This is a genomic window from Mitsuokella sp. AF33-22 (genome assembly GCF_003475755.1).
Taxonomy (GTDB): Bacteria; Bacillota; Negativicutes; order Selenomonadales; family Selenomonadaceae; genus Mitsuokella.
This window is the reverse complement of record NZ_QRQA01000004.1, coordinates 35,675-59,423: the sequence shown is the minus strand read 5'-3', so window position 1 is coordinate 59,423 and position 23,749 is coordinate 35,675. Positions and strand designations below refer to the sequence as shown.

Below are 23,749 nucleotides of genomic sequence, written 5' to 3'. Positions count from 1 at the left end.
CTCACTTGGAGAGGCCGCGCATCAAAAGATACGTGATGAGTTCATCCATCGTGACCTCCTCATGCTGCATGCGCTCCTCGAGGCTCTGGCGGAGCGTCTTTGGCAGGCGCACGGTCAGCAGGCCCGCCGTCTCCTGGGGTACTGCCGGCTGCTGGGGTACTGCCGGCTGCTCCTTGGCCGCCTTCTTCCTGGCTTTCTTGCCCTGCGGCTCAGACGGCTGCATTTCTGCCGGCTGCGGCTTCTTCGCCGCCTCGGCAGCTTCTGTCCGGGCTGACTGCTCCGCCTGTTCGAGACTCTCGGCCTTCTGGTTTTTGCCCGGCTTTACGCGCAAATCAGCCTTGTCGGCCTTCGCATGCTTGGCATTCTTGCCGCTCTTGACCGCCTTGGCCGCTTTCGTTTCCTTTGCGTCCTTTGCAGACTTGGCATCCTTTGCCTCTTTTGCGTCTTTGACGTTCTTCGGCTCCTTGGCCTCCTTGCGGTCCTTGGACTCATTCAGGACTTCCTGCGAATCCTTCTGCTCTTTCTTGCACTTGCCGCGCTTCTTCTCCGCCTCCGGCTTCTCGTCCGGCTGATTCTGGGCCTTGGCGGCTTTCTTGCCGGCCTTTGCGGCCTTTGGCTTTTCCTCCGGCGGGTAGACGATGAACTCGTCATAGGCGCTGCGCAGCGTTTCGCTGGCCTGCTTCGTGCCCACGCCGATGATGTAGGATTTTTCCCGGGAATTGAGCATCTCGGCGATGCGCACGAAATCGGAATCCGTCGTGATGACGAAGTAGCGGCGCACGCCCTCCTCGTAGAGCAGCTTCGCCGAATCGTAAAGGGCTGAGTCAAGCGAGTTCTTGCCGAGGAACGTGCGGCTGATCTGACGGAACGTGAAGCCCGGGCGGCGCAGGAGCTTGTCCCAGCGCTTCTGCTCAGGGCGCGCGTCCCAGTCGGAAATCACGATGGTGCGGCAGGGCTGGAACCGCCTTGCCTTGCCGAGCGTGTAATTCAGCATCTCAAAGGGGGCATTCTCGATATCGTAGAGGATCCCCACAGTCGTATTGTTTGAAACCAATGTCATATACTATTCTTCCTATTCATGATTGCCCGGCGCCGTCACTGGGCGCGGTCGCCCACGCGGCGGGCCAGGAATTTCTCTTCTTGTTCGAGGGTGCGGGCCTGCGCGAGCTGACGCTCGGCATCGCGCAACGTGGCCGCCTTCTTGTCGGTCATCCAGTCCGCATAGCCCTGTGCGTATGCGATGTGCAGATTGCAGATCTTGAGGCGCAGCTTCTGCAGCGACTGGGCCGCAGCAGGCACGTCAATGGCGGAGAGCTCCTCCCTGCGCTGCTGCCAGTCCGGCACAACCGTATCCTGCATCAGCGCCTTGAGTGCCTCGCGCGTCTGCTGGTTGCCGAGGCTGCCGGCCGCCAGCGTCGTCGTGAAGTCCTCCTGGGCCTTCATCATCGTCTCATTGTGTCTGGCGATGACGGCATTGGCCGCGTCGGCATAGGCTTTGAGCTTCGCCTGGCGTGCCCTGGCGAGGAAGGAGGCGAAATCCCCGACATTCGTCACGCGCGTCACGCGCCAGTCGCCATCCTCCTGTTTCGTGAGCTCAACATCAAAGACGAATTCCTCGTCGGCTTCCTTCTGGAAGACGCGGATTTTCGCCGTAGCCTGCCCCTTCTCCTCATCCTGCGTCAGGCTGTCGAGGCCGCGGTATTCCATCTCGGAAAGGCCGCTTTTCTCAAGGAACTGGCTGGCGTCAAGCGCCGTGCCGCTGCCAGAGGACGCGCCCGGCCAGCTGCCCGTGGCGACGTACTGCTCCACGGCGGATTTGAGGCTCGTGAGCAGCGGGGCCTTGAGCATCTGCGTGAAATCCCCGATGGCGGCCTTCTCCTCCTCGCTGCCCGCCGTGTCGGCGAGCACGAGGCCCGCCATGAAATCATCGTACGATGTGTCGAACAGCGCGTCGAGGTCGACGTAGCGCTCAAAGCGGTCTGTCTCGTGCTTCGTCAGAGCCGTCTCGATCTGCTGCAGCGCATACTCAGGCGTTTTCGTATGGACGTGGAAATACCACCAGGCACCGCCAAAGAGCATGGCGATGACCAGCAAAAGGACAACGATCAACTTGAATTTCAGCATCTTGCTCATACGCTTATCCTCCAGCGAAACTGTCAGCTCTTATGATGGTTGGCCGCTTCGATGATGCCGCCGCCCACGACGGTATCGCCGTCGTAGAAGACCACGGACTGCCCCGGCGTCACGGCGCGCTGCGGCTCCACAAAGGTCACGCGGACTTTGCCTGCGGCAAGGGGCTCGACGCGGGCCCTGCCCTCGCGCTTGCCGTAGCGGACCTTGGCCGTAACCGCGATGGGCTCAGCGAGTGCATCGATGGCAATCCAGTTGAGATCGCCTGCGACCAGGCTGTCGGCATAGACATCATCGGCGCCGCCGACGACCACGCGGTTGTGTACCATGTCGAGATCGACGACGTAGAGCGGATGCGCAGCGGCAATGCCGAGGCCCTTGCGCTGGCCGATCGTGTAGAGCGGCACGCCCTCATGATGACCGAGCACATGGCCAGCAGTGTCGACGATGTCGCCCGGGTGCAGGCACGCCGGGTTGTGCGCGCGCAGATACGCCTTGTAGTCGTCGTGCGGCACGAAGCAGATTTCCTGGCTGTCCGGCTTGTGTGCAACCGGCAGGCTGTACTTCTCGGCGAGCTCGCGCGTCTCCACCTTCGTGTACTCGCCGAGCGGCATGAGGAAATGCGCGAGCGACGACTGATTGAGGTGGTAGAGCGCATACGACTGGTCCTTCTTCTCGTCAATGCCCTTCTTGAGGAGATACCGTCCCGTCTCGTCCTGGCCGATGCGGGCGTAATGGCCCGTCGCCACATAGGAGGCGCCGAGCTCCATGGCCTTCTGCAGCAGCCCTTCGAATTTGACGTAGCGGTTGCAGGCGATGCAGGGGTTTGGCGTCCAGCCCTTCGCATAGTCCGCGAGGAAATAGTCGATGACCTTCTCCTGGAACATGTCCTTGAAGTTCATGACGTAATGCGGAATGCCGACGATCTCCGCGACGCGGCGGGCATCGTCCACACTGCTGAGGCTGCAGCAGCCCCGGTCGTCCTCCTCAAAATCACGGCTCTCCTCCGACAGGCGCATGGTGACGCCGATGACATCATAGCCGCGCTCGACGAGCAGCGCCGCCGTCAGCGAGCTGTCCACGCCGCCGCTCATCGCGACGACGACTTTCTTCTTCTCCATATCGATGTGCAAGTCCTTTCTGTGACAAATCCTGCGCCGGCACGCACCTGCGCCCGGCCGCTCTGCCGGCATCTCCAGCAGGGCTCCGCAAGGACAGGAACTTATCTTCTAGTATATCATATCACGAGCCGAAAGCTCAACCGTCCCCCGGCAGCGACAGGCGTCATTGGACGGACGGCGTTCCTTCTGCTAGACTGGAAGAAAGAACAGGAGGGTTTACATGCACGTCACAGGAATCATCGCCGAATACAATCCATTTCACAACGGCCATGCGTATCAGCTGTGCCGCATCCGCGAGGAGCGGCCCAATACCATCATCGCCGTCGCCATGAGCGGCAGCATCGTGCAGCGCGGGACGCCGGCCGTGCTCGACAAATGGCAGCGGGCCGAGCTTGCCATCGCAGGAGGCTGCGACCTCGTATGCGAGCTGCCCTTTCTCTTCGCATGCCGCAGTGCGCAGGACTTCGCGCGCGGCGGCGTGCGGCTGCTCATGTCACTCGGCATCGATGCGCTGGCCTTCGGCGCCGAAAGTGATGACCTCGGCCATCTGCGCGCCCTCGCCGCCGCCATCGACGCGCCGGAGACGCAGGAGCGCACGGGCCGGCTCATACGCGAGGGGAAGTCCTACGCGCAGGCACTCACGGCCGCACTGCAAGGCCTTGGCTTTGCCCGCGGGCCCGAGCTCCACGAAGCCAACAACATCCTCGCCGTCGAATACCTGCGGGCCCTGCGCGGCACAGCCGTCACCCCCTTTCTCATCCAGCGCCGCGGAGCCGGCTACCATGAAGCGGATCTGCAGGAGCTCGCAAGCGCCACGGCCATACGGCAGGCCCTGCGCACAAAAACGCCCGACTGGACCGCCCTCGCCGCCGCCATGCCGCCTGGGACGCTGCGTGTCCTGCAGGAGGCCTTCCCCGGGGCCATCCCGGAGCCCGATGCCCTGCTGCGCGCCCTGAAGCTCCGGCTGCTGACGCTCAGCCGCGATGACCTCATGGCGCAGTACGGCCTGCCCGCGGGCGAAGGCATCGAGAACCGCCTGCAGGAGGCGGCAGGGCGCGCCAAATCCACCGGGGACTTTCTCCAGGGCGTCGTCACGAGCCGCTATGCAAAAAGCCGTATCCAGCGCCTCATCCCCCACCTGCTGCTCCAGACGCCGCGCGCCCTCATGGCCGCTGCCGATGAAAAAGGCCCCTGCTACCTGCGCGTGCTTGCCTGCAGTGCACGCGGCCGCCTGCTGCTGCGCCGGGTCAAGTGCGAATCCCCCCTGCCCCTCATTACAAAGGTCGGCCCCTTCCTCCACTCCCGCGACCGCCTGCGCCTGCCGGAGCTTTCGCTTGAGCGCCAGATGCTCGCCTTTGACACCTTTGCCACGGAACTTCGCACGCTGACGCTGCCGGAGCTCGCGGCTCCCGACGACTTCACGCGCTCGCCGCGCTTCTTCAAGCCATGAAGATTGGAAGATTACAACTTTACATATTTTCATTTACAAACAGCGTCAGTTGTTCTATAGTAGAGGAATATCCTTATCACGAATATAGATGGACACACAAAACGAACAATACCATGAAACCATGACCATACGAAAGGAAGGATTTCCATGTCTCAACGTCCTCATATCAAAGAGCTCCTGATCTGCCGCAGCCTGCTCTCTGACCCCGCCTGCCAGGCTCTCGCCGATGTCCTCTCCGGCCAGGAGGAAAAAGCCGGCACCTGTGCGGCACTGCTCATCGAGACGGCCGAAGAGGTTGGCCTTTCCGGCAATCTGCTGCGCTCCTATCTGCTTTACCGCCTCGTCCATGACGCCAACCTCGCCGCGCAGACCACAGAAGTCAGCCGCGGCCCCATCGGCGAAAGCCTGCATCAGGCCTTCGTGCAGGACATCGCCCTGCTGCTGCCTTTCCTGACACAGCCCGCCAGCGACTTCCTCGGCCTCGAGCTCCTCGACGACTACCAGCCGACCACGCCGCTCGCCACCGAGGCCTTCACGGCTCTGCAGGACTTCCTGGCAGGAGCTGAGACGGCCGAGGACTACGCCGAAGGCCTCCTCACGTATTACAGCCGCTACGGCTACGGCGACATCGCCTCCTACAAGGCCTTCCGCTGGGATGAAAAGAACCAGGTCCTCGTCGGCATCCGCCATTTCGAAGCCATGCAGATGGACGACATCATCGGCTATGCCCACCAGAAGGAACAGCTCATCGACAACACGGAAGCCTTCGTCCAGTGCAAGCCCGCGAACAACGTCCTGCTCGTCGGCGCGCGCGGCACGGGCAAATCCTCTGCCGTCAAGGCGCTCGCCAACGTCTACTACCAGCGCGGCCTGCGTCTCCTGCAGCTCACCAAGCCCCAGCTCCAGAACCTGCCGGCCATCATGGAGAATTTGCGCTACTTCGCCAGCAAGCGCTTCATCATCTTCCTCGACGACCTCTCCTTTGAAGAAGCTGAGGCCGAATACAAATACCTCAAGTCCGCCATCGAAGGCGGTGTCGAGTCGCGCCCCGAGAACGTGCTCATCTACGCCACGTCCAACCGCCGCCACCTGATCCGCGAGCACTGGCGTGACCGCGCGGAGGGACAGGACGAGGTCTACCGCGACGACAGCATCAATGAGACGATCTCGCTCTCCGACCGCTTCGGCCTCATCATCCAGTATTACGCGCCCGACCAGAAGGAATACCTCGCCATCATCGATCACCGCCTGCGCAAGGCCGGCATCGAGCTCTCGCCCGAGGAACTCCGCATCGCCGGCACACGCTGGGAAATGACACACAGCGGCCGCAGCGGACGCACGGCCCAGCAGTTCGTCGCGCATTACCTCGGCCAGCTCGACGGCTCCAACAACTGAAGCCTTTCCCACATAAGCAGCAAAAAGGAACCTGCCGCACGAAGCAACTCGCTTCATGCGGCAGGTTCCTTTTCTATATCTGCGTTTCTGCGCTGTGATGATTCAGCAATAGATGGCCACGGCCTGCGGCACCGTATCGATTGTCAGCGGCAGCATTGGGCCGCACTCCCCGTCGATATCGCTCTCCACAGGAATACCCGACTCGATGTGGAAATGCTTTGCCTGCACGTGCAGCACATCCTCGCGCTCCGACACGGGCTTGCCCGCGATGAGATCTGCCGACAGAGCCATGAGCTTCGGAATGCTGCACTTGCCGATGGACAGGAGGTCGAGCTTGCCGTCATCGACCTCGACGTGCTCGGCCACATTCTTCATGCTGCCGACCACGGCACTGTTGATGACGACAAACAGGAACGTTTCGAGCTCATACAGCCGGCCGTCCGCTTCCACTTTCAGCGGGAAATAGCGGAACTTCGGCAGATCGCCGATGCCCTTTAAATAATAGGCCATCTTGCCGAGGGAATTCTTGAACCGCGCGTTGACCTCATGCGCGATGCAGGCCATGGCACCGCCACTGGCCACATTGATGAAATACGTATCGCCGACGAGCCCGAGATCCACACGGCGGCTGCGCCCTGCGGCAATGATGTCGATATAGGCCTCGAGATCCTCATTGACGCCGAGATACGTGGCAAAATCGTTTGACGTGCCGCTGCCGATGATGCCGAGCGGCAGATCGAGCCCGCCCTTCATCATGAGATTGACGATCTCGTGGACCGTGCCGTCGCCGCCCGCCACGAGCAGTCCATCAGGCTGCATCTCCTGCACGAAGGGGATGAACTCCTCATTGCCCTCGCGGCGCGTGCGATACAGGATGACTGCAATATGGCGACGCTGGAACGCCTCAATGATCCAGTCCAGCTTGTTCTTGAACGCTGCATGGCCAGAAACCGGATTATAGAAGAGAACCAATTTCTTCAACGATACTTCCTCCATTTCCTCTACTTTCTTGACAAGACTCATTTAAACACGCCGATGCGGCGCAGGGCGCGGATGCCGATGCGGCCGATCAGCGGGATGCGCACGAGATCCTCCTCGAGCAGGCCGCCGATGAGCAGCATGACGGCGATGTAGACAAAGCAGCCGAAGAACACCGCGCCGAACGTCGAAATGGCGCCGATGGCCCACCAGGCGTACGTCCACTCATAGAAGAAGTAGACGGCAGCTGCCATGACCGCAGCCGAAAAAATCGTCTTGAGGAGCTGCGGGATCTCCATGCGGTAGCCGATGAACTTGTAGATGAAGAACAAATTGATGATGGCTGCGACGCCCATGTCGGCAGCCGTTGCCCAGGCCGCACCCATGATGCCGAGCCAGGGAATGGCCGTGAGTTCCCAGTTCAGGATGACCTTGGCCGCCGCTGCGAGAATCATGTTGACCATCGGGATGGTCGGATGGCCGAGGCCCTGCAGGATGCCCGTCGAAACCTGATGCAGGCCGAGCAGCACGATGCTGACGGCCGAGATCATGACGGCAGGACCGGCGCCCGGCGCATTGTAGATAAGGGATGCGATCGGCGTCGCGAGCACGAAGACGATGACAAAGGCCGGGAAGCAAACGAAATTCGAGATGCGCACCGAAGCCGCCGTCTGATTGTAGACGCGCTTCATGTCGCGCAGCGCGCGCGCTTCCGAGATGGCCGGCACGATGCTCATCGCCATCGAGGCCGTGATGATGCACGAGAGGTTGACGAGCGGCACGGCCATGCCCGTCAGGTAACCGAAGAGCTCCGTCGCCTCATTGACGCTGTAGCCGGCTACTTCCAGGCGCTGCGGCACGATCATGAGATCGAGGTTCGAGACGACCGGCAGCATGATGCTCGCCGCCGACACCGGCAGCGACAGCGTGAAGATGCGCCGCACGATGCGGAAGACCGATTCATGCTCGGTCCCCGGCAGCGGCTGGATGTCCTTGCCGTAATCGCGCTCGATGTCGCGGTCGAGCTTCCACTGGTAATAGACGAGCACGATGAGGCCCGTCACCGCGCCGGCAAGCGCGCCGAGAGAAGCGCCGGCCGCCGCGTAGTCGAGGCCCCAGGGCAGGAAGAGCTGCGCCAGGAGGATCATCGTGATGACGCGGAAAATCTGCTCAACGATCTGCGAGACGGCCGTCGGCGTCATGCGCTGCCAGCCCTGCAGATAGCCGCGCGAGCTCGCGAGCAGCGTCACGAAGAAAACGGTCGGCGCGAGCACGACCATCGACATATAGGCGCGCGGATCACGGATGAAATGCCATTCGATGAGCCAGTCTGCCGCAAAGTACGTCAACACCGAGAAGAAGAGTCCCGTCACGACCATCAGCGCCATCGAAATGTGGAAGACACGCTTGGCCCCGAAAATATCCTTGAGCGCCACGCGCTCCGCCGTGATGATGGAGATGGCCACCGGCACGCCGGCCTGGGATACCGTCATGGCAAAGAAGTAAATCGGGAAAGCCATCTGATAGAGGCCGATGCCTTCGCCGCCGAGGATACGCGATACGAAGATCCAGTTCAACGAACCGATGACCTTGACGACAAAGCCGGCAATCGTCAGGATGAAGGTGCCCTTGAGGAACGATTCGCCCTTGGACTTCATTTCCTCCGCCGGTTCCGTTCCGAGCGCGGAAGCCTCCATCTCTACTTTTTTTTCTACATCTTGCTTGCTAATTGAAAACACCGCCTACGTGCGCAGATACACTGCCAGGATTAAAATAGAAATAAGAGAGGCAGGTTCCCCCGCCTCGTTCTCTTTTGCAAAAAGAATAAAATGTCGTTATAATGGTACTCAACATTGAGATTATATCATCATTGCGCCAATCAATCCAGTATTTCTTTGCAGGAACTGCCTGCAAAAACCAGAAAGGAGTCCCGGCATGGACATCAACCTCATGGGCTTCGATATGAGCATCGGACGCCAGAAACCAGAAACCATCCGTCATCAGGAAAATGCCTGCCCCTTCTGTGACCGCAGCCAGCTCACGGACATCCTTGCCACCGAAGGCGACATGATCTTCCTGCGCAATAAATACAACGTCATTGAGGGAGCCGACCAGTTCGTCCTCATCGAGGGCAGCGCCTGCCACAGCGACATGCCCGACTACACGAAAGAGCACATGCACGCGCTCATCCGCTTCGGCCTGCGCATGTGGCAGGACCTGCTCACGAGCGGCCGTTACGAAGCCGTGCTCTTCTTCAAGAACTACGGGCCGTTCTCGGGCGGCACCATCCGCCATCCGCACATGCAGCTCATCGGCCTGCCTCACGTCAAGCGCGAGCTGCTCTGCCAGCCCGAGGAATTCGAAGGCCCCGTCATCGCCAGGCGGCATGGCGTGACGCTCAACGTCTCCACCGTGCCGCGCATCGGCTTCTGGGAATTCAACATCGTGCCCGAATCGCTCACGGATGAAACCATCGCGACGCTCGCCGACTTCATCCAGCTCACCGTCGATTACCTCATGCACCGCTTTGCCGCGCAGACCAGGAGCTACAACATCTTCTTCTACGAAAACGACGGCCGCATCGCCGTCAAGATCCTGCCGCGCTTCGCCACGCCGCCCATCTACGTCGGCTACGGCATCCACTTCCGCCCGAGCAGCCTGACTTCCGTCATCGACGAGATGCAAAAGCTCTACTTCGCGGAAGAATGACAAAACACCTCATCCGTCAGCCTGCGGCTGCCACCTTCCCCAGAGGGGAAGGCACGCGCTTTGTGACGCTCGTATGTTCTGCCGAAAGGCATGGGCCCGAGCCCCAAGCCTTCTCCCCGCAGGGGCGCGGAGCGCGGGCTACGGCGATTGCAAATATTTGCAATCGAGTCATGTTGATGCCCGTCAGCTCATGGACCTCTTCCGCCCCTTCGGGGCACCTTCCCCGTGCGCGGGGAAGGCACGCGACTTGCTGCGCTCGTGTTCTACCGAAAGGCATGGGCCCGAGCGGAGGGATGTATTCCGCCTGGAGGCGCGCAGTGATTGCCCGCGATAATACCTGAGGGAACGAGGGCGCATAAGCGGAGCGTTGGCGCCTGGCGTTAAGAAGGGATTTTTTCCTTGCCAGCTTCCTGGCGAACGAGCGTCGTTCAAGCAGCGCGCGTTTCGCACGTTCGTCAGGCTTCGTTAAAAAGGAAAAAAACCTTTAGCCAGCCGACTTCGCACAGCGTTGCGCCCTCGTCCCCGTCTTTCACATTCAGCTGCGCGCTGAAGCCGGAATACATCCCGCAGCGCCTTCTCTTCGCCCGCATCCGCCAGCAGTAAAAGAGGCCCACGAACAAAAAGTCACATTCTGACAACCAGGTCAAGAATGTGACTTTTTTATTTCTTCATATCTCGTAAGCCGGGCCGCCGTCGAGCTCCTGTTTGAGCGTGCGCCAGTCCGGGCAGAAGCGGTCCATGCGGGCGTGGAAGGCTGGACCGTGATTGTGCACCCAGAGATGCGTGAGCTCGTGGAGCATGATGTAGCGCAGGATGGCCGGCCGGTACTGGGCGAGCTTGAGATTGAGCCAGATGCGGCCCGCCGCGGTGTTGCAGGTCCCCCAGCGCGTCTTCATCTTCCTGATGCGGTACTCCCGCGGGCGGCGGCCGACGATGGCCTCGGCCTCGCCCTGCAGCGCCTCGATGCCCTGTGCGAGCCGCGCGCGGTACCACGCTTCAATGGCCTTCTGACGCTCCTCAGCCCCCAGCAAAGCCTCCGCATAGAGCAGAAGCCTGCCCGCCCGGACGCAGACGGCAGGCCGCCGCGCGTGGCTTTCCCGCACGGTCAGCACATAGGGCCTGCCCCAGAGATAGAAGACCTCGCCCGTCTCATAGCGGTGCTCGGGCAGATGCGGCCGCAAAGCAGCTCTTGCCCGCTGTTTCTCAACCCAGGGCCAGTCGCGCCGCAGCAGCCGCCCGATCTCGTCATCGCTCAGACGCCGCGGCGCCGTGACGCGCACCTCGCCCGTCTCGCGGTCTACGCGCACATAGAAATTCTTGATGGCCTTGCGCGTGACGGCGACAGCCGTACCGGAAACCATCAGCTGCGAAACGGCTCCTGCTCTCCTTTTCATCTCAGTCCTGCGGCTTCTGGCGGTCTGCCATGGCGTGATCGTAGATGGCCTGCAGCTCCTCGCCCGTGAACTGGTAGCGCTCGCCGCAGAACGGGCAGCAGGCCTCCGCATGGCCGTCCTCCACGAGGGACTTGAGATCCTTCTCACCGAGGCTCAGCAGCACCTCGCTGACGCGCTGCTTCGAGCAGTGGCAGCGGAAGGCCAGTTCCGTTTCTGTCAGGTAGTGGATGTCGAAGCCCTTGAGCACGGCCGCGATGATGCCTTTGGCATCGTAGCCCTCATCCACCATGTGCGAGACGGAATTCACCTCACGCAGATTCGCTTCGAGGCGGTCGAGGACCTCGTCACTGACATCGGGCAGCGGCTGCAGGATGAAGCCGCCCGCACCGATGCAGGCAATGCGGTCGCCGGCATGGCCGACGAGCACGCCGAGGCCGACGCTCGACGGTGTCTGCTCGGAGACGTAGAGGTATTTCGTCAGGTCGTCGGCGATCTCACCGTCCGTCAGCGGCGCGCTGCCCGTCACGGGGTTGCGCAGTCCCGTGAAGCGCGTGACCGTTACCGTGCCGTCCGTGCCGACACCGCCGCCGACATCGATCTTGCCCTTATCATTCTGCGGCAATTCAACATGCGGATTGACGACATAGCCGCGCACGAAGCCCTCGGGCGTGGCATCGGCCGTGACTCGGCCGAGCGGCCCGTGGCCATCGAACGTCACGGTCAGGGCTTCCTGATTCTTGAGATTGGCCGCGAGCAAAAGCGCGCCCGTCATCGTGCGGCCGAGCGCCGCTGCAGCGACGGCGTGGCAGTCATGGCGACGAATGGCCTCATTGACGAGATTCGTCGTGACGGCAGCGTAGATGCGCACACCCTCTGCCGTCGCTTTTACAAGATGATCTTTCATATATGAATAATTAACTCCTTTTTGTGAGATTCATGCCTTGGGAGGCAGCGTGAGCTCGGCGAGCACCTCATCCGTATCGATGTCATGGATGCGGATCGTCTCGTCCTGCCAGACGGCGATGGTGTTGCGACCGTCCGGACGCTTGGAAAGAGCGGCCGAGCCAGGATTCACGAAAACGGTATTACCGCGCTGCTCGAGCACCGTCACATGGACATGGCCGCTGATGAAGACATCGGCCTTCAGATGCGCCGCCATCGCATCCTTTTCCGCGTCCGTCATGACAGCATCGCCGTGTGTGATGATGATGCGGCGTCCCTCCCAGACGACATAGGCATACGGTGCGAGGATGGGCGTCTCGAGGCAGCTCGCATCGACGGAGGAGTCACAGTTGCCGCGCGCGATGACAACGGGGACGTCCGAATGATTGATGCGTTCCACGAGGCCGGCCGGATTGTAATCCGCCTTCATCGGATTGCGCGGGCCGTGATAGAGCACATCCCCGGCATGCAGGATGAGATCCGCATCGTGGAAATGCTTGTCGTAAGCCTTGGCCCAGGCCATCTCATGGCCGTGTGTATCGCTGATGATACCGATTTTCATAAAAAAGCTCTCCTTTCGGCAAGATAGCAAGATACGCCTGGCAGCAGACCGTCTTACGGACAGCGCCGCCAAGCGCATAAAGATTGATGGATTGTTGCAGATAAACGGGCTGAAATCAGCCGATGTTCTTGAGCAGGTTGGCCATCTCCATGGCAGCCATAGCGCCATCGACGCCCTTGTTGCCGGCCTTCGTGCCCGCACGCTCAATGGCCTGCTCGATGTTCTCCGTCGTCACGACGCTGAAGATCGTCGGCACGCCCGTCTGCAGGCCGACCTGGGCAACGCCCTTGGAAACCTCGTTGCAGACGTAATCATAATGCGTCGTCGAACCGCGAATGACGGCGCCGAGGCAGATGACGGCATCGTATTTGCCCGACTCCGCCATCTTCTTGGCGACGATGGGAATCTCAAAGGCACCCGGGACCCAGGCGACATCGATGTCCTCGTCCTTCGCCTCGTGGCGGTGCAGCGTATCGAGTGCGCCGCTTAAAAGCTTGCTCGTGATGAACTCATTGAAACGTGCGACGACGAGGCCGAACTTGAGGCCCTTGCCCGTCACAAAACCTTCCATTACATTTGCCATGGTTTTTCCTCCATTCCGCTGGAACCAGGCTGCCCGCTTCGGTCCGGCAGCCTGGACACTTGTGTTGAATCGCTTATTTCAGGGTATCGTCACTGAAGATATGGCCCATCTTGACCTTCTTGACCGTGAGATAGCGCTTGTCAAACTTGTTGGCATGCACCTGCAGCGGCACGCGGCCCGTAATCTCGAGGCCGTAGCCCTCGAGGCCTGCGCGCTTCGCCGGATTGTTCGTCATCAGGCGGATGCTCGTGAGGCCGAGGTCCGCGAGGATCTGCGCGCCGATGCCGTAGTCGCGCAGGTCTGGCGCAAAACCGAGCTCGACATTGGCTTCCACCGTGTCGCGGCCCTTATCCTGCAGCTCATAGGCGCGCATCTTGTTCGCGAGGCCGATGCCGCGGCCCTCCTGACGCATGTAGAGCACGACGCCCGCACCCTCTGCCTCGATCTTCTTGAGCGCGAGTGCGAGCTGATCGCCGCAGTCGCAGCGCAGAGAGCCGAGTGCATCGCCCGTCAGGCATTCGGAGTGAACGCGCACGAGCACATCCTTCTTGCCGCGCACATCACCCTTGACGATGGCGATGTCGCATTTGTTGTTGAGCTCGTTCTCATACGCATGGATGCGGAAATGGCCGTACTTGCTCGGGAAATCGACATCAGCGACCTCGTGCACGAAATTCTCCGTGCGTTTGCGGTATTCGATGAGTGCCTTGACCGTGATGATGTGCAGGCCGTGCTCCTTGGCGAATTCCTTGAGGCGCGGCGTGCGCATCATGTGGCCGTCGTCATCCATGATCTCGCAGCAGAGTCCGGCCGGATAGAAGCCGGCGAGGCGCGCGAGATCCGTCGTCGTCTCCGTATGGCCGGCACGGCGCAGCACGCCGCCCTCGACGGAGCGCAGCGGGAAAACGTGGCCCGGACGGCGGAACGTTGCAGGCTTGGACTTCGGGTCGAGCAGCTTCTTGATGGTATCGCAGCGCTCAAAGGCCGAGATGCCCGTCTCCGTATCGTAGGCATCGATGGAGACCGTGAAAGCCGTCTCGTGGTTGTCCGTGTTGTTGACGACCATCTGGCCGATGGCGAGTTCATCGAGGCGCTTGCCGTCAATCGGCGTGCAGATGAGGCCCTTGGCATACGTCGCCATGAAGTTGATATCCTGCGGCGTCACCGTCTCAGCGGCGACGATGAGGTCGCCCTCGTTCTCGCGGTCCTCATCATCGACGACGACGACCATCTTGCCATTCCGGATATCCTCGATGGCCTGTTCTACAGTTGCAAAATCTGACATGTATCTTCACTCCTGATTCGTTGTTGATTCTTGCGGATTATCTTGCGGATTAAATAAAGAAGCCGTTCCGGACGAGGAAATCCTTCGAAAGGCCCCCCGCATGCCCGGCATCTTCTGCCGTTCCATAGGCGCTGCCGAGCATCTTCGCGACGTATTTGCCGATGACATCGTTCTCGATGTTGATGGCGTCTCCCTGCCTGCGGCTGCCGAGGTTCGTGACCTCGCGCGTGTGCGGGATGAGGCTCACCGTAAAATCGCGATCCGTGACCTCCGCCACCGTCAGGCTGATGCCATCAAGGGCGACCGAGCCCTTCTCGACAATGCCCTGCAGGATGGAGGGCTCCGCCTCCACCGTCATGAGGATGGCATTCTTCTCGTCGCGGAATGCGCGGATCGTGCCCGTGCCGTCGATATGGCCCGAGACGATATGGCCGCCGAGGCGGCCGCCGAGCTGCAGCGCGCGCTCGAGGTTCACGGGGCTGCCCTGCCGCAGGCCGTCAAGCGACGTGCGGCGCACCGTTTCCGGCATGACATCGGCTGTGAAATGGCGGGCATCAAACGAGGTCACCGTCAGGCAGATGCCGTTGACGGCGATGCTGTCGCCCACATGTACATCCTTGAGGACCTCCCTGGCGGCAATGGTAAGCGAGCCGCCGCCGAGCCGCTGGATGCGGCCGACCTCTTCAATGATTCCTGTAAACATAAGCGTCCCTCATTCATCATTTCGTATAAGCGGTGACGAGGATGTCTCCTCCCAGCCGCTCGACCTCCACATCCCGGAGCTCCACGGCATCCTTGAGCTCCGCGAAGCCCTCGCCCTCCACCGGGGTCAGGGCCGTGCGCCCGCCGATGAGCTTCGGCGCGATAAAGGCGTGAACCTTGTCGACAAGGCCGGCCTGCAGGAACGAGAACCCGATGCTGCCGCCGCCTTCGACGAAGATGGAGCAGATTTCCTGCTGACCGAGCTCCTGGCAGAGGAGCTTCAGATCGACCTCGGGGCCCGGTCCTGCCGTCATTACTTCGACACCGGCCTTGCGCAGGGCCTCGACGCGCGCAGGAGGTGCCGCCTCCGTCACGGCGATAATCGTGCGCGCGGCCTTGTCCGTGACGACTTTCGACTCAAGCGGCGTGCGCGCGCAGCTGTCCACGATGATGCGGACGGGGTTCTGGCCCGTGCCATCCGGCAGGCGGGCCGTGAGGCTCGGGTCGTCCGCGAGCACCGTGCTGATGCCCGCGAGGATGGCGTCATAGCGGTCGCGGTACGCATGTACGCGCAGCCTTGCGGCCTCTCCCGTAATCCACTTGGAAGCTCCCGTGCGCGTCGCAATCTTGCCGTCGAGCGACATGGCCGTCTTGAGCACGACGAACGGCATCTTCTGCGGAATCCACTTGAGGAAGACCTCGTTGAGCTTCTTCGCTTCCTCCTCGAGCACGCCGCAGACGACCTCGACACCCGCCTCGCGAAGGATGCGGATGCCCTTGCCCGCCACGAGCGGGTTCGGGTCCTGCATCGCGATGACGACGCGGCGGATGCCGGCTTCTGCGACGGCCCTGGCGCATGGGCCCGTGCGGCCGTAATGCGCACAGGGCTCAAGCGTCACATAGAGCGTCGCGCCCCTGGCAAGCTCCCCCGCCATGCGCAGCGCATGGACCTCCGCATGAGGCGTACCGGCTTTCCTATGCCAGCCGGCAGCCACGATGCGGCCGCCGCGGACGATCACCGCGCCCACCATGGGATTCGGCGAGGTCCGCCCCTCGGCATTGCGGGCAAGCTGCAGGGCTTCCCGCATGAATTCTTCATCCTGCATGCAATCACCTCAGACTCTCATGATTCACCAAAGGAACATGGATCTGTGTATGAGACATTGAGAAAATAAAAAGCCGCTGGAAGATCTCTTCCCAGCGGCTGCTTTTACATGTGAAAAACACGTGCCTGCCTTTTCTCATCCCGACTATACGGTCGGCTCCGGAATCACACCGGATCGTGCCTGCCAGGCAGGCTCGCGGGCTATACCGCCGGTGGGGAAATGCTCCCCGCCTCAAAGACAAATCTCTGCTTTATATATTACCATATCGGTGCGCATCTGAAAAGACAGTCCACAAAATTTTTGACATTCTGCCCAGAATCCGGGCACAAACAAAAAAAATACCGCACCAAGAGGCAGGATACCTGATGGTGCGGCCATCGCCAAAAGCAGGCGATGCACATCATGTGGATTATGTGTAAGGATAGAGAATCGTCACTTCTTTACCGGAAGGGAATGGCCTCCCATACAGTGACCGCTGCACGCCGAGCAGTTGCCGCCGCAGCAGTCCTCACGCCCGAGGCGGAAATTCCGGTAAACATGGCGCAGGGCGTAATAGAGCCCCACCGCCACCAAAGCGCCTACGATAAAGGTTGCCATAAAAATCCCTCCAATCCATCCGGGCACCGGGCGCACGAAGCGCCTGCCCGGAAATCTTTCTTAAAGCGTATCACAGAAGGCAACGAGGTGCAAGGCCTGGGCCTTCTTCTCCGTCATCAGCCGGCAAAGCCCAGCAGACTGCCGATCTGATAGACGAGCAGCGAGACGAGCCAGGCGATGGCGAACATGTAGAATGCGGAGAACGCAACCCACTTCCAGCCGCCGGCTTCCTTCTTGATCGTGCCGAGTGCCGTCACGCAAGGCGTGTAGAGCTGCGAGAAGACCATGAAGGAGAAGGCCGAAAGGCTCGTGAAGGCCGTGGCCATGCCCGTCTGCATCATCGTGGAAGCCGTATCGGCGGCATCCTCAGCCTCCGTCGAGACATCGCCGGCGCCGTAGAGGATACCGATCGTCGCGACAACCGTCTCCTTGGCCATGATGCCGGAGAGAACAGCTGCGCCGGCCTCCCAGGTGTCGAAGCCCTGGAAGACGAAGAGATGCGACATCCAGTCGCCGATCGTGGCAAGGATGGAATCCTCAATCTCACACGGGCCGCTGAAGTTGTAGTTCGACATGACCCAGAGCAGGACGGAAGCGGCAAAGATAATCGTACCGGCTTTGATGAGGTAGCCCTTGCCCTTGTCCCACGTCTCGAGGAGAACCGTCTTCATATCCGGCATGCGGTACGGCGGCAGCTCCAGGAGGAACGTCGAGCCCTCCGACTTGAAGATCGTGGAGCCGAGGCCCTTGGCGACGATGATGGCCATGAGCATGCCGATGATGTACATGGCAAAGACGACATTGGCGGCATTATCGGGGAAGAACATCGCGGCGAACAGTGCCATGATCGGCAGTTTTGCACCGCACGTAAGGAACGGTGTGACGAGAATGGAGACCATGCGGTCCTTCTCGGAATCGAGTGCGCGCGCACCCATGATGGCCGGGACGCCGCAGCCGAAGCCCATCATCAGCGGCATGACGCCTTTGCCCGTCAGGCCGCAGCGGCGCATGATCGGGTCCATGATGAAGGCGATGCGGGCCATGTAGCCCGTGCCGTCGAGGAAGGAGAGGCAGAAGAACAGGACGAAGATCAGCGGCACGAACGTCAGCACCGCGCCGACGCCCGAGATGATGCCGTCACAGACGAGCGAAACCATCCAGTCCGCAACACCGGCATCCGTCAGAAAATCCGTCATGAAATCGACGAAGTTCGTGTTGATGGCATCGTCAAGGAAATCCGCAATCGGCTGGCCAATCCAGGTGAACGTGATCTGGAAGACCGCGTAAAGGATGACGAGGAAGATGGGCAGTGCGAGCACGCCGTTGGCGAGATAGCGGTCTATCTTCTCGGATTTCGACTGGCCGACATTGCTCATGTCGACGGCCTGCGCCATGATTTTATCGATGAGGGCATAGCGGGCCTCGATGATGGCCTCCTCTTTCTCCTCTTCGGATTTGCTGCTGGCCTTGATGGCGTTAACCTTGTCGATGTGCGCCTGTACCTGCGGGCTGACCTCGTAGTTGGCCATGACCGTATTCGTGAAGATATCGAGGAGCTTTTTCGTGCTCTTGCTGCTGCGGCCAACCGTCTCGACCACCGGCATGCCGATGGCTTCTTCGAGGCGCTTCGTATCAATCTTGACGCCGCGGCGCTCGGCATCGTCCTGCATGTTGAGGTCGATGAGCAGCGGGATGCCGGCTTCAAGCAGCTGTACCGTCAGGAACAGGTTGCGCTCGATATTGGAGCTGTCGACGACGTCCATGACGAGGTCGAGCTTGTTGTTCATGAGGTAATCGATAACAATCTTTTCCTCCGGGCTGCGCGCGTTGACGCTGTACGTACCCGGCAGATCGACAATCGAGATGGCGCGGTTGTTGTAACGCGTATAGCCGACTTTCTTATCGACCGTGACGCCCGGCCAGTTGCCGATTTTCTGGCGTGCACCAGTCAGTTCGTTGAAAATGGTGGACTTGCCGGTATTCGGATTACCGGTAAGTGCTACTGCTAATGTTGACATAAAAGCTTGCGTCTCCTTTCCTCCACTCAGTTGACCTGTTGAACCTGTACCTTCTCCGCATCCGCGCGGCGCAGCGCCAGGTTGTAGGAACGGACACCGATGGCGATGGGATCGCCGAGTGGCGCCGAGCGCAGGATCTTGACTTTCGTGCCTGGGATCAGGCCCATCGTCATCATGCGCTGTTTGAGGTCGGACTCATCAATCTTCAGGATTTTGAGCGTCATGCCGGTCTTGCCGTCTTTCAATGTCAAATCAGAACGCCTCCTAATCGTATATGATAATGATAATGAGATTATTTCTTCATTGACTATGATAGCCCATATCATTAAAATCTGTCAAGCATTCTCAGCACTTATTTGAAAGATATTTTCATTTGCAAAGGAAGCCGTCTCGATCAAGAATAAATTCCATAAAAAAAAGAACCGTACGCATACGGTTCTTTCTTGTTTTATGGCCGAGGCACCAGGGCTACCGGTGAAAGCACGGCCGCCCCGGTCCGGTTCGTGAAGATATCCGCGCGGACGCCGAAGACCTCCGCGAGCATCGAGACGGTCACAACCTCGCGCGGCGGCCCCTGCCGCACGATATGCCTGTCCTTGAGCACGGCGATCTCGTCGGCATACTGCAGCGCATGGTTGATGTCGTGCAGCACCATGATCACCGTCATGCCGTAGCGCCGGTTGACCTCGCAAACGATCTGCATGACTTCGAGCTGATGCGCGATGTCAAGGTACGTCGTCGGCTCATCGAGCAGCAGGATATCGGGCTGCTGCGCGAGCACCATCGCGAGGAACGCCCGCTGGCGCTCGCCGCCTGAGAGCGTCTGCACCTGACGCTGGCGGAACTTCTCCACATGCGTCACCTGCATGGCCCAGGCCACCGCCTCCCGGTCAGCCCTGGGATCGCCGGCGCGGAACCAGCTGCGGTACGGGAAACGCCCGTAGTCCACGAGCCTTTCTACCGTCGTATCCGGCGGGGCCTGCGCGCCCTGCGGCAGGATGGCGAGATGGCGCGCGAGCTTCTGCCTCCCGAGATGGCGGATATCCTCGCCGTCGAGCGTGACCTGCCCGCGGTAATCCTCGTTGAGACCCGTGAGGACCTTCAGGAGCGTCGACTTGCCCGCGCCGTTCGGCCCGATGATGGCCGTGCGCCTGCCTGCGGCAAACGTGACGGACAAATCCTTTAAGATGGTGTGTCCTGCGATGGACACCTGCAGATTTTTTGCCGTAAGTTCCATCGTATCAGAGCTCCCTTCTCAAGAGGAACAGGAAGAACGGAGCGCCGAGCACCGCCATGATGATGCCGACCGGCAGCTCCACGGGCGCAAAGGCCACGCGCGCAAAGGTATCGCTGTACATGACGACGGCCGCGCCGAGCACGGCCGAAGCCGGCAGCAGATACCGGTAGTCCGAGCCGATCATGAGGCGCGCCGCATGCGGCACGATGAGACCAACGAAACCCAGGAGCCCGACGACTGAGACGGCGCTGGCCGCAAGCAGGGCGGCGACGGCCGTCAGCAGCAGGCGCGTGAGCTCCACGCGCAGCCCGAGGCCCTTCGCGAGCTCATCGCCGAGCTGCAGGATGTTGAGATGGCGTGCGGCCAGGAAGGCCAGCACGCTGCCAACGAGCGTATAAGGCCAGAGCATCGCCACGTGCGGCCAGCTCCTCGCGGAAAGTCCGCCGACCATCCACATGAGCGCGCTGTGCACGCGGTCGCTGTAGAGGATCATGAGCGCGGAAATACCCGCCCCCAGGAATGCCGAGACAGCCACACCGGCCAGGATGATCCGGATGGGCCGGATGCCGTTCTTCCAGGCCAGGATGTAGATGAGGATAGCCGCCCCCATCGCGCCGACAAAGGCCGCCGGCGTCACGAGATACGCGTACTCCGGCAGCAGCAGCATGACGAGGATGCCCATGAGGCCCGCGCCCGACGAAATGCCGATGATGTGCGGGTCTGCGAGCGGATTCTTCATGACCGCCTGCAGAATGGCACCCGAAAGCGCCAGATTGATGCCGACGAGTGCCGCCACAAGCGTGCGCGGCAGCCGGATGTTCATGAGGATCTGCCCGTGCGTGCCCGCGCCGCCGCCCGTGAGCGCCGACCAGATCTCCTGCACGGGGATCTCGACGGACCCCAGCATGATGCTGACGATACCGCCCGTCACGGCCAGCACGGCAAAGACGAGGAACAGGACGCTGCGCGTCAGGAGGCTGCGGCCTTGCTTCTTCCCTTCACTCATTTAGCAAAGGCCTCCGGATAGACACACTTTGCCATCGTCTCGACGGCCTCCGGGTAATGGATGCCCGGGCTCAGCAGAAAAAGGTCCTGCGGCAGATAATAGACGCGGCCGTTCTTGACGGCATCGACCGTCTGCCAGGCCGGATTCTCCGCCATAGTCTTCTCCATGCCAGCCTTGGCCTCCTCGATTTTTCCCATACTCGTGATGAACAGGATTTCCGGATTCTGCTCGACGAGCGTCTCGAGGCTGTATGGCGCTGCATCGGGATTCTTCTCGAGCGGCGTCATGCCGGCAGCCACATTGTCCCAGCCGAGCAGGCGGGCCGTGCAGCCGGCGATGCTGCCCTCGAGCTGCACCGAAAGTCCCTGATTCGTCGTATGAATGATGGATACGCGATGCGTGTCCCGCGGGATCTTATCTTTTATGGCTTGGATCTTGGCGTCCATGTCGTTGATGAGCTGTTCGCCCTTCTGCTGCTCACCCGTGATCTGCGCGAGCACCTGCACCTCATTCTTGACATCGTCGTAGCTCTTCATGTCGAGCACGACCGTCTGGATGCCATTGTTCTCGAGCGTATCGACGAGCTTCTCGTTCATGCCCTTGTTGACGATGACGAGATCCGGCTCACAGGACAGCACCTTCTCGATGTCAATCTGATAGACCTTGCCGACACTCGCCTTGTCCTTGGCGTAATCCGGCATCTTCGTCTTCGAATCCGGGCGGCCGACGACATCGCCGCCGACCTCATGCAGCGGCTCGAGGAACGAAGCTGACGTCACGACGATGCGCTCCGGCTTCTTCGAAAGCGTCACCTCGCGGCCCATGGCATCGTGGATGACGGCAAACGCCTTGTCGCCGGAAGAAGAGGACGGCGCACTCGCCTGTGAGCCGCAGCCTGCCGCCACAAGCAGGGCCAGGAGGGCAAAGCACAAAACAACGAATCGTTTCATGAAACTCCCCTCCTCACTGCTTGCGCGTCAGAATGGTCGACAAGTAATTGACATGCTCATCCTTGTGCGCCTCGATGTCCCGGATGATGCGCTCCTCCGAAAGCCCCGCGCGGCTGACCATCACGGCCTGCTTGGAAAGATGCTTCTTCTTGAGCAGCTCCGCCATCTCGGGGAAATTCTTGTAGACCTTCATCAGGACGACGTTGTCGGCCGCATCCATAGCCTTCTCGATCTTGTCCTCCGGCGCCGTAGCCGGGATGATTGTCAGGATATCGTTGCCCTCGACAATCGGGTAACCAACATAGCTGCCGATGGCCGCAAATGCCGGTACGCCCGGGATCGTCTCAATCGTCACATCCTCGTGCTCCAGCAGCCGGTATATATATATGTAGGTACTGAAGAACATCGGATCACCGAGTGTCAAAAACGCCACATTCTTGCCGGCCTTCAAAAGATTCAGGATCTCCGCCTTGTTGGCCTCCCAGGCCGCCGTATCCGTCTCGAAGCCCTTGACCATCGGGAACACCTGATAGACAATCTCAATGTCCGGCTTGAAATACGGCTTCGCAATCGACAGCGCCACGCTGCCATCCTTCTTCTCCGTCTTGGGCGCAATCAGCACATCAGCTTTCTGGATGGCATGAATCGCCTTCATCGTCAAGAGCTCCGGGTCGCCGGGGCCGACACCAATACCATAAAAGATTCCACTCATCGCAAATATCCTCCTAACATAATAAACCATCCTTTCCTTCACCGCTTCGCCGCAAGATGCAGCCATCGGTGAGAAATGAAATCAGGAAACTGCTTACCCCTTAATGTTACACGCTTGAAAAATACCTGTCAAATCCTTAGGTGCGCGGGGAAGGCCGCGCTTCGAGGCACAATGCATCCCGCAGCATCATCGGTCGTACGCATATCCTCGCCCATGAACCCCTTTCGGCCCTGCGGGCCACACCCGGGGATGCCACCGGCATCCCGCGCTTCGCGCCCCCGTGCGCGGGGCTACGACGCTTGTAAGGACTTGCTGTCGAGGAGATTGTTCTTCCCCGTCCGTCCATGGACCTCTTCCGTCCCTTCGGGGCACCTTCCCCGTGCGCGGGGACGGCTGGGGCTTGTGCAGATGGCGTCCCCCTTGGGGGAAGCTGTCAGCGAAGCTGACTGAAGGGGTGCCTGCTCGCAGCAACTTGCCATTTTGCTGTAAACCGAAATATGCGCAGAACCTCGCCCATGGACCCCTTCACCGCTTACGCGGTCCCCCCTTCCCCGGGGAAGGGGGGACGACGAACAACAAAAATGACGCGGCAGGCGTGATCCTGCCGCGTCATTTTCATTTTCTATCAGAACTGCCAGTTGATGCCGATGTTGCCCTGCCATTTCTTGTGCCAGTCGCTGCCGAACGAGCGCTGGACGTCGCCGTAGAGGGTCGTGCGGCTGTTCAAGCGGTACGTGCCGCCGAGGCTGGCTTCGTACCAGGTGCTGCCGTAGTCGCGCGACCAGTCCAGCGTCTCGCCGTCGGCTGCAGAGAGATGCATGCCGCGGCGTCCGCCGAACTCGTGCAGCGCGGAGAGGCGCAGGTAGTAGTCG

At 60.7% G+C, this 23,749-nt stretch carries 23 protein-coding genes and 1 riboswitch; of the genes, 3 read left to right on the top strand and 20 right to left on the bottom strand.

Annotated features, from left to right (window positions below; genetic code table 11):
• Window position 1: 1 nt before the first annotated feature.
• Genes DWZ54_RS03440 through mnmA form a run of 3 tightly spaced genes read right to left on the bottom strand, consistent with a single transcriptional unit; the run spans window position 2 to window position 3,251 of the window.
• Entirely contained in the window at window positions 2–1,060 is a 1,059-nt protein-coding gene (locus tag DWZ54_RS03440; protein ID WP_118474515.1) for an NYN domain-containing protein, read from the bottom strand.
• A gap of 35 nt (window positions 1,061–1,095) precedes the next feature.
• Window positions 1,096–2,133: a DUF2939 domain-containing protein gene (locus DWZ54_RS03435; RefSeq protein ID WP_118474514.1), complete on the bottom strand. Its 1,038-nt coding sequence runs from the start codon at window positions 2,131–2,133 to the stop codon at window positions 1,096–1,098.
• Window positions 2,134–2,156: 23 nt separating this feature from the next.
• Window positions 2,157–3,251, bottom strand: coding sequence for a tRNA 2-thiouridine(34) synthase MnmA (gene mnmA / locus DWZ54_RS03430; RefSeq protein WP_118474513.1), 1,095 nt, complete (start codon window positions 3,249–3,251; stop codon window positions 2,157–2,159).
• A 220-nt stretch (window positions 3,252–3,471) separates the two neighbouring features.
• Between mnmA and DWZ54_RS03425 the strand changes: the two genes are divergently transcribed.
• A complete protein-coding gene (locus tag DWZ54_RS03425) occupies window positions 3,472–4,701 on the top strand; it encodes a nucleotidyltransferase family protein (RefSeq protein WP_118474512.1) in 1,230 nt (409 codons plus the stop codon).
• A gap of 147 nt (window positions 4,702–4,848) precedes the next feature.
• The gene (locus DWZ54_RS03420; protein ID WP_118474511.1) at window positions 4,849–6,096 is read left to right on the top strand and encodes an ATP-binding protein; all 1,248 of its coding nucleotides are present in this window, start codon (window positions 4,849–4,851) and stop codon (window positions 6,094–6,096) included.
• Between the two features lie 102 nt (window positions 6,097–6,198).
• On the opposite strand, the gene DWZ54_RS03415 is transcribed toward DWZ54_RS03420, so the two are convergent.
• Together DWZ54_RS03415 and DWZ54_RS03410 are read right to left on the bottom strand one after the other, a co-directional pair.
• On the bottom strand, window positions 6,199–7,077 hold the full coding sequence (locus DWZ54_RS03415) for a diacylglycerol kinase family protein (protein ID WP_118474605.1): 879 nt from the start codon (window positions 7,075–7,077) through the stop codon (window positions 6,199–6,201).
• 38 nt (window positions 7,078–7,115) lie between these two features.
• Complete coding sequence (locus DWZ54_RS03410) at window positions 7,116–8,732, bottom strand: polysaccharide biosynthesis protein (RefSeq protein ID WP_118014476.1); 1,617 nt, start codon at window positions 8,730–8,732, stop codon at window positions 7,116–7,118.
• 277 nt (window positions 8,733–9,009) lie between these two features.
• On the opposite strand from DWZ54_RS03410, the gene DWZ54_RS03405 reads away from it, so the two are divergent.
• Window positions 9,010–9,783: a DUF4931 domain-containing protein gene (locus DWZ54_RS03405; protein ID WP_118474510.1), complete on the top strand. Its 774-nt coding sequence runs from the start codon at window positions 9,010–9,012 to the stop codon at window positions 9,781–9,783.
• A gap of 668 nt (window positions 9,784–10,451) precedes the next feature.
• On the opposite strand, the gene DWZ54_RS03400 is transcribed toward DWZ54_RS03405, so the two are convergent.
• The 15 genes from DWZ54_RS03400 to DWZ54_RS11880 all read right to left on the bottom strand — a co-directional run.
• The gene (locus DWZ54_RS03400) at window positions 10,452–11,177 is read right to left on the bottom strand and encodes a M48 family metallopeptidase (RefSeq protein WP_158573601.1); all 726 of its coding nucleotides are present in this window, start codon (window positions 11,175–11,177) and stop codon (window positions 10,452–10,454) included.
• A 1-nt stretch (window position 11,178) separates the two neighbouring features.
• Complete coding sequence (gene hslO / locus DWZ54_RS03395; RefSeq protein WP_118014398.1) at window positions 11,179–12,081, bottom strand: Hsp33 family molecular chaperone HslO; 903 nt, start codon at window positions 12,079–12,081, stop codon at window positions 11,179–11,181.
• Window positions 12,082–12,111: 30 nt separating this feature from the next.
• Window positions 12,112–12,681 carry a phosphodiesterase gene (gene yfcE / locus DWZ54_RS03390; RefSeq protein WP_118474508.1) on the bottom strand — a complete coding sequence of 190 codons (570 nt, stop codon included), beginning with the start codon at window positions 12,679–12,681 and terminating at the stop codon, window positions 12,112–12,114.
• 115 nt (window positions 12,682–12,796) lie between these two features.
• Window positions 12,797–13,264, bottom strand: coding sequence for a 6,7-dimethyl-8-ribityllumazine synthase (ribE, locus tag DWZ54_RS03385; protein WP_118014402.1), 468 nt, complete (start codon window positions 13,262–13,264; stop codon window positions 12,797–12,799).
• Between the two features lie 73 nt (window positions 13,265–13,337).
• Window positions 13,338–14,549: a bifunctional 3,4-dihydroxy-2-butanone-4-phosphate synthase/GTP cyclohydrolase II gene (locus tag DWZ54_RS03380; RefSeq protein WP_118014404.1), complete on the bottom strand. Its 1,212-nt coding sequence runs from the start codon at window positions 14,547–14,549 to the stop codon at window positions 13,338–13,340.
• 49 nt (window positions 14,550–14,598) lie between these two features.
• A complete protein-coding gene (locus DWZ54_RS03375) occupies window positions 14,599–15,252 on the bottom strand; it encodes a riboflavin synthase (protein WP_118474507.1) in 654 nt (217 codons plus the stop codon).
• A gap of 16 nt (window positions 15,253–15,268) precedes the next feature.
• The gene (gene ribD / locus DWZ54_RS03370; RefSeq protein WP_118474506.1) at window positions 15,269–16,357 is read right to left on the bottom strand and encodes a bifunctional diaminohydroxyphosphoribosylaminopyrimidine deaminase/5-amino-6-(5-phosphoribosylamino)uracil reductase RibD; all 1,089 of its coding nucleotides are present in this window, start codon (window positions 16,355–16,357) and stop codon (window positions 15,269–15,271) included.
• A 123-nt stretch (window positions 16,358–16,480) separates the two neighbouring features.
• Window positions 16,481–16,600: riboswitch (FMN riboswitch) on the bottom strand.
• 189 nt (window positions 16,601–16,789) lie between these two features.
• Window positions 16,790–16,954: a FeoB-associated Cys-rich membrane protein gene (locus DWZ54_RS03365; RefSeq protein WP_118014410.1), complete on the bottom strand. Its 165-nt coding sequence runs from the start codon at window positions 16,952–16,954 to the stop codon at window positions 16,790–16,792.
• A 116-nt stretch (window positions 16,955–17,070) separates the two neighbouring features.
• On the bottom strand, window positions 17,071–18,972 hold the full coding sequence (feoB, locus tag DWZ54_RS03360; RefSeq protein WP_118474505.1) for a ferrous iron transport protein B: 1,902 nt from the start codon (window positions 18,970–18,972) through the stop codon (window positions 17,071–17,073).
• 26 nt (window positions 18,973–18,998) lie between these two features.
• Window positions 18,999–19,223 (bottom strand): ferrous iron transport protein A, encoded by a 225-nt coding sequence (locus DWZ54_RS03355; protein ID WP_118474504.1) that lies wholly within the window; start codon window positions 19,221–19,223, stop codon window positions 18,999–19,001.
• A gap of 197 nt (window positions 19,224–19,420) precedes the next feature.
• Complete coding sequence (locus DWZ54_RS03350) at window positions 19,421–20,209, bottom strand: ABC transporter ATP-binding protein (protein ID WP_118474503.1); 789 nt, start codon at window positions 20,207–20,209, stop codon at window positions 19,421–19,423.
• 4 nt (window positions 20,210–20,213) lie between these two features.
• Window positions 20,214–21,215 carry an iron ABC transporter permease gene (locus DWZ54_RS03345; RefSeq protein ID WP_118014418.1) on the bottom strand — a complete coding sequence of 334 codons (1,002 nt, stop codon included), beginning with the start codon at window positions 21,213–21,215 and terminating at the stop codon, window positions 20,214–20,216.
• The gene (locus tag DWZ54_RS03340; protein WP_118474502.1) at window positions 21,212–22,165 is read right to left on the bottom strand and encodes an ABC transporter substrate-binding protein; all 954 of its coding nucleotides are present in this window, start codon (window positions 22,163–22,165) and stop codon (window positions 21,212–21,214) included. Before DWZ54_RS03340 ends, DWZ54_RS03345 begins: the two co-directional genes overlap by 4 nt.
• 13 nt (window positions 22,166–22,178) lie before the next feature.
• The gene (gene cobI, locus DWZ54_RS03335; RefSeq protein ID WP_118474501.1) at window positions 22,179–22,877 is read right to left on the bottom strand and encodes a precorrin-2 C(20)-methyltransferase; all 699 of its coding nucleotides are present in this window, start codon (window positions 22,875–22,877) and stop codon (window positions 22,179–22,181) included.
• Between the two features lie 625 nt (window positions 22,878–23,502).
• On the bottom strand, window positions 23,503–23,749 hold a 247-nt coding region (locus DWZ54_RS11880; RefSeq protein ID WP_199663208.1), incomplete at its 5' end, for an autotransporter outer membrane beta-barrel domain-containing protein.

Bases quoted from the DNA above. Each gene is read 5' to 3' on its own strand.
- DWZ54_RS03410 (WP_118014476.1), bottom strand. From the start codon at position 8,732: ATGAAGTCCAAGGGCGAATCGTTCCTCAAGGGCACCTTCATCCTGACG.
- yfcE (WP_118474508.1), bottom strand. From the start codon at position 12,681: ATGAAAATCGGTATCATCAGCGATACACACGGCCATGAGATGGCCTGG.
- DWZ54_RS03345 (WP_118014418.1), bottom strand. From the start codon at position 21,215: ATGAGTGAAGGGAAGAAGCAAGGCCGCAGCCTCCTGACGCGCAGCGTC.
- DWZ54_RS03435 (WP_118474514.1), bottom strand. From the start codon at position 2,133: ATGAGCAAGATGCTGAAATTCAAGTTGATCGTTGTCCTTTTGCTGGTC.
- DWZ54_RS03400 (WP_158573601.1), bottom strand. From the start codon at position 11,177: ATGAAAAGGAGAGCAGGAGCCGTTTCGCAGCTGATGGTTTCCGGTACG.
- ribE (WP_118014402.1), bottom strand. From the start codon at position 13,264: ATGGCAAATGTAATGGAAGGTTTTGTGACGGGCAAGGGCCTCAAGTTC.
- DWZ54_RS03365 (WP_118014410.1), bottom strand. From the start codon at position 16,954: ATGGCAACCTTTATCGTAGGCGCTTTGGTGGCGGTGGGGCTCTATTAC.
- DWZ54_RS03380 (WP_118014404.1), bottom strand. From the start codon at position 14,549: ATGTCAGATTTTGCAACTGTAGAACAGGCCATCGAGGATATCCGGAAT.
- DWZ54_RS03420 (WP_118474511.1), top strand. From the start codon at position 4,849: ATGTCTCAACGTCCTCATATCAAAGAGCTCCTGATCTGCCGCAGCCTG.
- hslO (WP_118014398.1), bottom strand. From the start codon at position 12,081: ATGAAAGATCATCTTGTAAAAGCGACGGCAGAGGGTGTGCGCATCTAC.
- DWZ54_RS03425 (WP_118474512.1), top strand. From the start codon at position 3,472: ATGCACGTCACAGGAATCATCGCCGAATACAATCCATTTCACAACGGC.
- DWZ54_RS03375 (WP_118474507.1), bottom strand. From the start codon at position 15,252: ATGTTTACAGGAATCATTGAAGAGGTCGGCCGCATCCAGCGGCTCGGC.
- feoB (WP_118474505.1), bottom strand. From the start codon at position 18,972: ATGTCAACATTAGCAGTAGCACTTACCGGTAATCCGAATACCGGCAAG.
- DWZ54_RS03405 (WP_118474510.1), top strand. From the start codon at position 9,010: ATGGACATCAACCTCATGGGCTTCGATATGAGCATCGGACGCCAGAAA.
- DWZ54_RS03350 (WP_118474503.1), bottom strand. From the start codon at position 20,209: ATGGAACTTACGGCAAAAAATCTGCAGGTGTCCATCGCAGGACACACC.
- ribD (WP_118474506.1), bottom strand. From the start codon at position 16,357: ATGCAGGATGAAGAATTCATGCGGGAAGCCCTGCAGCTTGCCCGCAAT.
- DWZ54_RS03440 (WP_118474515.1), bottom strand. From the start codon at position 1,060: ATGACATTGGTTTCAAACAATACGACTGTGGGGATCCTCTACGATATC.
- cobI (WP_118474501.1), bottom strand. From the start codon at position 22,877: ATGAGTGGAATCTTTTATGGTATTGGTGTCGGCCCCGGCGACCCGGAG.
- DWZ54_RS03340 (WP_118474502.1), bottom strand. From the start codon at position 22,165: ATGAAACGATTCGTTGTTTTGTGCTTTGCCCTCCTGGCCCTGCTTGTG.
- mnmA (WP_118474513.1), bottom strand. From the start codon at position 3,251: ATGGAGAAGAAGAAAGTCGTCGTCGCGATGAGCGGCGGCGTGGACAGC.